A 6440-nucleotide genomic window follows, 5' to 3' on the forward strand; every position below is an offset into this window, starting at 1 on the left:
TCGTGGACTTCGTGCCCTTCGACCTCGTACCGATCCATTACCAATGTTTAAACTACGTAGAAACATAAAGCTACCGATAGCGTGGGCCTGCGAGCCTGCTGTAGAACAGTCCAAGAAAGACGAGCGGCGCTGTATCCCCTCCCTGCTCGCGCCTTCGGCGCTCGCTGAGGAAGGGGCATTAGCGCCTCGATTTCGGTAATGAAGACGAAGGCTGGACTGAAGCCCTCGATCCTAAAAACTAGAAGCTTCTCACCCCAACCTGCTAGATAATCGTGAAATCATTATCTTCAAAATCAATAAGATCCCAGAGGCTAATAATGGAGACCTGGTCGTCGTAGCCTAACGAGGACACAGCAATTTCGATTGATTTTTGGGCAATTCGATCAGCAGTGATAATTGTCACGTTGTCTGGTCTCTTCTTGTCAAGAAGATATTCGATAGCGAGTCCAGCAAATACTGGATCCGCCTTTTCGACATCGTGTTCATCCTTTTCAGCTGATTTGGATGCAATTGCCCGCCGCATGATGTCTTGGGCTGTTGTAGCTCTCCCCTGAGACACAATCGGAGCGTCGACAATTTTTGCCCATCCTTCTTCTCGAGCTTGGTCCAAGGCCGGTGTAACACCACCTTGTTCAATTTCTTCTTCGACGCGGGCAGGAATCAGTAGTGTGACGCCAGCACGACGAACAACTCGGCGGAACCGACGATATTTGGGTTTTCCAGGATTCCCAGTGCTAATGAAGACATTCGTATCGACTAGTGTAACGTGTTCAGGAGAGAGAGGAGATGATTCGTTCATTGAGATTGCCCAATTTACGATTCAGAATCGGGAAGCGGAGCAGTGACATCAATATCAGCATCAAACTCGATATCGCCGGCGATTTCAGGGAATATATCGCTAAAGTGTGGATCGTATTCCTGCCCGACCGCCAACGCGGGTTTGAGTGCAAGGATGATACGGATTGCCTCGCCAGTTGGAATCTCAAGAGGATCGGCGGCCATCCGCTGCGTGATCTGGTCTGCATAATGTAGCCCAGCCTGCCGGATTGCAGCGGCCAGTTTTCCAACTCCATGTCGCTCCACAAAGTACGAAATATCTTCGTCGACCTCTTGAAGCGCAATCGCATGAAGAATCGTCGGCGTCACCATAATGCCGTCAGTGGTAATTCTCACTGGCTCTGCTGTGATGTCTACAGGTCGACCACTGGCGAGAGTAATGACTTCGTGTCTTTCAAGCGTCTCAACGTGATCATAGACCGTGGTCTTCGGGATATTTAGTGCATTTTTGATCTGTGGTCGGGTGACCGGGCCATAATAGCAAACGTAGACGTAGACACGTGCAAGCTCTGGGTGATCCAGCAGACGACCGATAGTTGCGAGCTGGTTGATTCCAGTCTCAAAATCTTGCGGAGGGGTTTCCGCAGCAGGACGTGGAGTCATATACGTTACTACGAAATCCTTGAACTTCAAACTTCGCATCGGAATTTGAACAATAATTTTGATATATGTCTAGGAGATGTAAACCAACTGGTGGCCACACGGAAGAAAGCCACCGCCAACAAAGATCGCATCACCAAACTCCAGTCACGCGAACTCGAGAAAGGCGCCCACCTCCGTGAAGCAACGGTCGACGAACACGTCGTCGACGTTCCCAATGGCCGTCTCGAGCGTGTCACCAAAGACGACGGCCAGCAGTACTTCCGATTCCCCGACAGCGCGGATCCACTCGACCGCGGCGACGTCTCGCTCGCCTACGGGGACCTCCTGCCAGTCCAGCAACTGGCCCGGATGGACGACGAGATGCGTCGCTCAGCCGCAAATACAGTGCCGACGCGGCTGGCAGCGAAGCTGTGGCAAGCCCGGACTGACGACAGCGTCGACGACAACCCTTGGGAAGCAGGCTGTCGGGAAATCGGTGAGTACGTCAAAGCCAGCGATCTCAAGCATTGGATTCGCCGCTAGGAAGCCGACATCAGCGAGAGTTATGCGAAGAAGTTGGTCTCGCGAGTGATCGATGCTGTCCTTGATCTTTCGAAGCACCGCGCCGCAGTGAGGAAGCGCCAAGAGCGAAAGAACGGCCTCGAGTACACTGAGCGACGATTGGTGCTGCCCACCGACGCTGCGATCCCTGGTGAAACGGGAGGTGACGAATAAGAGCCGGTGACAGTTGGTGTCCTCGGGTGACCGGGGACAGTGGGTTACAGGACGCCTCGAGAGAGGTTTAGTGACTCTCTAGGAAGCCTATCTCACAAGACGAACGCGGCTGTATGCGGGTTGGATAACGGTTGGTGTCTTTCTCGAGTGGTCGTCGGTGGTCACAACGAAGGACAGGGAGTGAAGGATAGCCTGAAGACGACAGCTGTCACTGGAGCACCTCACTCGCGTTCAGTTTTGAATCACTCCGTTGTAGTTCCTCCAACGGTATCTTCTCCTCTTTCCGTGAGATACGAATCGACTGTGATGGCATCAACAACAACCTACAAAAAGCGTCTGTAGGAGAAGGGTGCCTGCAAAGAACAAAGGTTTAATTCCCTGGAACCAGTAGTAGAGACCGAGCAGGTGACACGGGGGACAATGATCCCTCCCTGAAGGGGAATGAGACCCCCGCTGTTGCCTGGTTGGACTTTCGTGCTGTTACTCAGTCACCAGAGAGTCGTAGGTTATCCAGATATGCAACCCCACTCCCACAGTCACCGGACCTGAGCTGTCGCCCCCAGGTATACGCAGCGATATCCGCCAGTTGCAGTCCTGGTGTCTGAGCACTATCTCGCGTCTCAAACGTAATATTCTCAGGCACACTTTCGACGACATCAAGTCCGGCTTCGATCCGATTGACGGGCGCTTGCCAGACTTGAGCATCCAGTACAACCTTGACCTGATCGATCCGCATGAGATCGATTATTTCTGCTTGAACAAGTGGATTTAAGATTGTTGCAAGCGACAATGATTGGAGGGCTTCTGGATGTGACGATCCTGAACTCAGAGCAGACCCGCCTAACGTTTCTTTCAGTACCTCGATCCCGAGAACCGGATTTAGGCCGTGGATTGTAAACCGTATTGGGCGGCTTCCTGACCACGGGAGTTGTTGGTGTTTGACAGATGGGTCATCAAAAGCTGGCCCGCCATTTAGAGACTCAACGACTGAGAGAAGAACCTCTATTGGGAGTTGGCTTCCTTTGAGTTCGGATACTGGAGTCGAACTGTCTCGGAGCGAATTTGCGATGCCTGCGAGGTTATCTGTTGTTGATTGCAACGCTCGACTAGGATTCGGTTCGTCAGATATGCACCACGCCCCTGCAACCACGTAATACTCGCCAGAGCTTGGGTTGCCTGATTCGTCGACAAAAATATAAAGATATCTCGTCATGGGGAGAAGTTGGGTAGGTTGGTTTCAGATATACGTACAGTCCCCATATGCATAAGTGCTACGGCGTAATAGTATAGAGTACGATGGAAGACGACAACTCACGGGGCCATGAGAACAGTGCCGACGTCCCCGATTTCGGGATGTCAGCGTTACTTACCAAAAACCAACGGAAATACCTGAACGGCAAATCTGACATTGAAAAGAAATCAGCACAAGAACGGGCAGTACGGGCACGGATTAGAAATCGGCTCTATCAGAGTATCGTGGATCTAGGGCTGCTGCACCAACATCTTGAACACCGAGACCTAGCAAAGGCAGTTGAGGATCCTAACGGAGTTCCTATTTCGGCGTCCATTCATGATAATATCGATGCCGCTCTTGCACTACTCCTCGATGGTGCTATAGAAAATCGAGGTGGGAATATCAAATACGTTGGACAGACAGAAGAGACATTAGAAAAGATTCTCGAAAAGGCTCTGACGACTATGTATCTCTCTCATGGGCAGAGTGTAGAACAGGTGAATGTAGATCTTAATGTGAATATCGGAGAATCGCTTGATGAAATAGCTGAGAAAGAGTTGGAACAGTTACAGCCTGAGGAACTTCGGCAATTAGCTATCACAGGCCATATACCATTTGAAAAGTACGAAGAGATATTGGTGAATAGGTAAAACATATTCACTTATACAGTTTCGAGGCAGATACCTCGTTCCTTGAGATCGAGAAGGGAACCGACACTCATTGACATCCTCCTCTGCCTGGAGACGGAGGAATACCGAGTCAAGTGAATCATCGACCCCAGCCTCGACACCGAGGGCTACAGCCGTCGTCTCCTCGAGTGGGACGGCCTGGGCTGGCGGCCACAGACCCGCGAGACTGTCGACGAAATCGCAATCCACGCCCCGGCAGCCGCCCGACCCCCCAACCCAACCGATCCACCACGCCTCGAGACACTGCGTGAGCAACTCCGGGAGACGTGGGCGCACACTGGCCCTTTCAAGTTCGCCTTCGACGGCCTGCCAGCACCGAACCAGCCATCGTCGCCGACGTCGACGGCGACCTCCGATACCGGGAAGAAGACGCCGACCACTGGGAGGCACTCACCGACGACGACCTCCAAGACTACCTCCAGCAGCGCGGCCAACCCACACTCACACTGCTTTCCGACACTCCACTCGACCGGGCGGATTTCACAGGGAGTCCGCCCGAGGACCGTGACTCGGATCCAGACGGGGAGGTGCCATGAGTTTTGAGGGCAGTTACTGACGAGACCGGCGACGCAGCCACACGCTTGGCCTGCTAGTCGCCTCCGTCTTCGACCGGTCTCGGGCCAGCCATCCCCTCTGAGGTAGCGATTTCTCACCAACCCACTGCACACCACCACTACGATGTCTGTACACACCACCACGACGAGTGAACAACTTCCAGACCACCTTGCCGCACGGTTCAACGCGCTCACAGAGCGTCTCGACGCGCTTGAGCACGAACTCGAACACAAAGATGAACGACTCCGTGAGCCCGAACGCCAACTCGAACGAAAAGACGAACGCATTGCCGATCTCGAGGCCCGACTCGAGAAGCAGGATGAGCGTATCGGGGAACCGAACAGGCGTGTGATCGTCTTGAGAAGGCGACTGAAGCAGCGCTGAACAAGGCGAGCGCGAATAAGGAGCGAGTAACGGAACTCCAGTCCCGTGAACTCGAGAAAGGCGCCCACCTCTGTGAAGAGACGGTCGACGAACACGTCGTCGAGGTCCCTGAGTGTGACATTCGACTGTCCACTACTATGGGTGTGTTACCCACACCCTGACTAATTTTAATACAATTGCCACGATATTCCAGGTTGACGCCCGATACACCCCTCAAACTGGGAGCGTTCAACACAATGATCATCACTCGCCTCACCCCGCGGCGTGCTCGTTCTCGCTTAGCCGCGGGTCCCGTGTTCGGCGAGTGCCTACAAGATCAGCGTGCGAAGAGACCGGGCGCAAACCGCCGGATCCACGTCGACTTCGAATACGAGAGTTCGACGCAATCCGGCGACAACCGGATACTCTCACCCGCATAACTCAGCCCCCATACGGACTACCCGTCACGGGTCGAGGAACACGGGATTGCCGCCTACCTGTGTCCAGTACTCGCTCAGTACACAGCCTGATGCGAGTGCGGGATGCTAGGCTCGCGGCTGATTGGTTTCCGTTCGTTTCAATACAGAGGCGAACGGACTCCGTCCGCGCTGAGCGCACGGAAGTCGTTAGCCAACATCCCCGCAGCGATAGCTGCGGCTACGTGGAGCCCCGGAGTCTCCGCTGGCGAGGGACGCCGGACTTTGAATCCGGAGGTCGCCGGTTCGATTCCGGCCGGGGCGACTGCATGCCGACATGGTGTCCGGCGAGCATACGGCCCTGTCACGGCCGTGATCCGGGTTCGAATCCCGGCGTCGGCGTGGACGCGTGGATAAACCACGTGGGGATACCCATCGAGGTAGGCAGCCCGTTGGTTCGATCATCTGGATCGTTCCTACGATGCTGGGCCCAGCAGGGTAATGTAACTGTTACAGAATTCAGTACCTATAAATATCTACCAGTAGTTACCAGTAACATCAGAATGCCGCGGTCGTACTCGATTGGCGAGTTCGCAGACGAACTCGGTGTTCACCCCCAGACCGTCAAACGCTGGTGTCGCAACGACGATCTCGACTACACCCGAACACCCGGCGGTGAACGTCGGATTCCACACCGAGAACTTCGCCGACTCGCAGGCGACACTCGTCCAACAGACCGTGTTGCCCTCTACGCCCGCGTCTCAAGCCACGGCCAGAAAGACAACGGCGACCTCGACCGACAACTCGACCGACTCACAGACTACGCTCACGACCACGGCTGGAGCGTCGAAAATACCTATACCGACGTTGGAAGTGGCCTCAACGAAGACCGCCGTGGCCTCAACTCTCTTCTCGATGACCTACAGGAAGCCGACTACGGACGCATTCTCGTCACCTACGAAGATAGACTCACCCGCTTTGGCTTCTCGTATCTCGAACGGTATTTCGACTGCTACGGTGTCACCATCA

General features: G+C 54.2%; 7 protein-coding genes, 2 tRNA genes and 1 pseudogene. 7 read left to right on the forward strand and 3 right to left on the reverse strand.

Going from position 1 to position 6440, the window contains the following annotated elements; all coding sequences use genetic code 11:
* Positions 1-262 precede the first annotated feature (262 nt).
* Positions 263-799: a hypothetical protein gene (locus BBD46_RS18975; RefSeq protein WP_071403240.1), complete on the reverse strand. Its 537-nt coding sequence runs from the start codon at positions 797-799 to the stop codon at positions 263-265.
* 14 nt (positions 800-813) lie between these two features.
* Complete coding sequence (locus tag BBD46_RS18980; protein ID WP_071403246.1) at positions 814-1440, reverse strand: winged helix-turn-helix domain-containing protein; 627 nt, start codon at positions 1438-1440, stop codon at positions 814-816.
* Between the two features lie 93 nt (positions 1441-1533).
* Here BBD46_RS18980 and BBD46_RS18985 point away from each other — a divergent pair.
* A pseudogene (locus BBD46_RS18985) lies at positions 1534-2154 on the forward strand (hypothetical protein); the annotation flags it as partial.
* Positions 2155-2638: 484 nt separating this feature from the next.
* Here BBD46_RS18985 and BBD46_RS22395 read toward each other — a convergent pair.
* Entirely contained in the window at positions 2639-3367 is a 729-nt protein-coding gene (locus BBD46_RS22395) for a DUF3800 domain-containing protein (protein WP_139173722.1), read from the reverse strand.
* A gap of 83 nt (positions 3368-3450) precedes the next feature.
* Between BBD46_RS22395 and BBD46_RS18995 the strand changes: the two genes are divergently transcribed.
* The 6 genes from BBD46_RS18995 to BBD46_RS19020 form a co-directional block, all read left to right on the forward strand.
* Positions 3451-4038: a hypothetical protein gene (locus BBD46_RS18995; protein WP_071403242.1), complete on the forward strand. Its 588-nt coding sequence runs from the start codon at positions 3451-3453 to the stop codon at positions 4036-4038.
* Between the two features lie 305 nt (positions 4039-4343).
* The gene (locus tag BBD46_RS19000; RefSeq protein ID WP_071403243.1) at positions 4344-4613 is read left to right on the forward strand and encodes a hypothetical protein; all 270 of its coding nucleotides are present in this window, start codon (positions 4344-4346) and stop codon (positions 4611-4613) included.
* Positions 4614-4755: 142 nt separating this feature from the next.
* Positions 4756-5016: a hypothetical protein gene (locus tag BBD46_RS19005; protein ID WP_071403244.1), complete on the forward strand. Its 261-nt coding sequence runs from the start codon at positions 4756-4758 to the stop codon at positions 5014-5016.
* A gap of 644 nt (positions 5017-5660) precedes the next feature.
* Positions 5661-5736, forward strand: a tRNA-Gln gene (locus tag BBD46_RS19010).
* A 6-nt stretch (positions 5737-5742) separates the two neighbouring features.
* Positions 5743-5813 (forward strand) — tRNA-Asp (locus BBD46_RS19015).
* A gap of 161 nt (positions 5814-5974) precedes the next feature.
* Positions 5975-6440 (forward strand): IS607 family transposase (locus BBD46_RS19020; protein WP_071403245.1); only part of this gene is annotated, 466 nt, incomplete at its 3' end.

Origin of the sequence: Natrialba sp. SSL1 (assembly GCF_001861355.1) — an archaeon.
Taxonomy (GTDB): Archaea; Halobacteriota; Halobacteria; order Halobacteriales; family Natrialbaceae; genus Natrialba.

Excerpts from the sequence above, each read along its gene's own strand:
- BBD46_RS18975 (WP_071403240.1), bottom strand. The coding sequence starts at position 799 with ATGAACGAATCATCTCCTCTCTCTCCTGAACACGTTACACTAGTCGAT.
- BBD46_RS18980 (WP_071403246.1), bottom strand. The coding sequence starts at position 1,440 with ATGACTCCACGTCCTGCTGCGGAAACCCCTCCGCAAGATTTTGAGACT.
- BBD46_RS22395 (WP_139173722.1), bottom strand. The coding sequence starts at position 3,367 with ATGACGAGATATCTTTATATTTTTGTCGACGAATCAGGCAACCCAAGC.
- BBD46_RS18995 (WP_071403242.1), top strand. The coding sequence starts at position 3,451 with ATGGAAGACGACAACTCACGGGGCCATGAGAACAGTGCCGACGTCCCC.
- BBD46_RS19005 (WP_071403244.1), top strand. The coding sequence starts at position 4,756 with ATGTCTGTACACACCACCACGACGAGTGAACAACTTCCAGACCACCTT.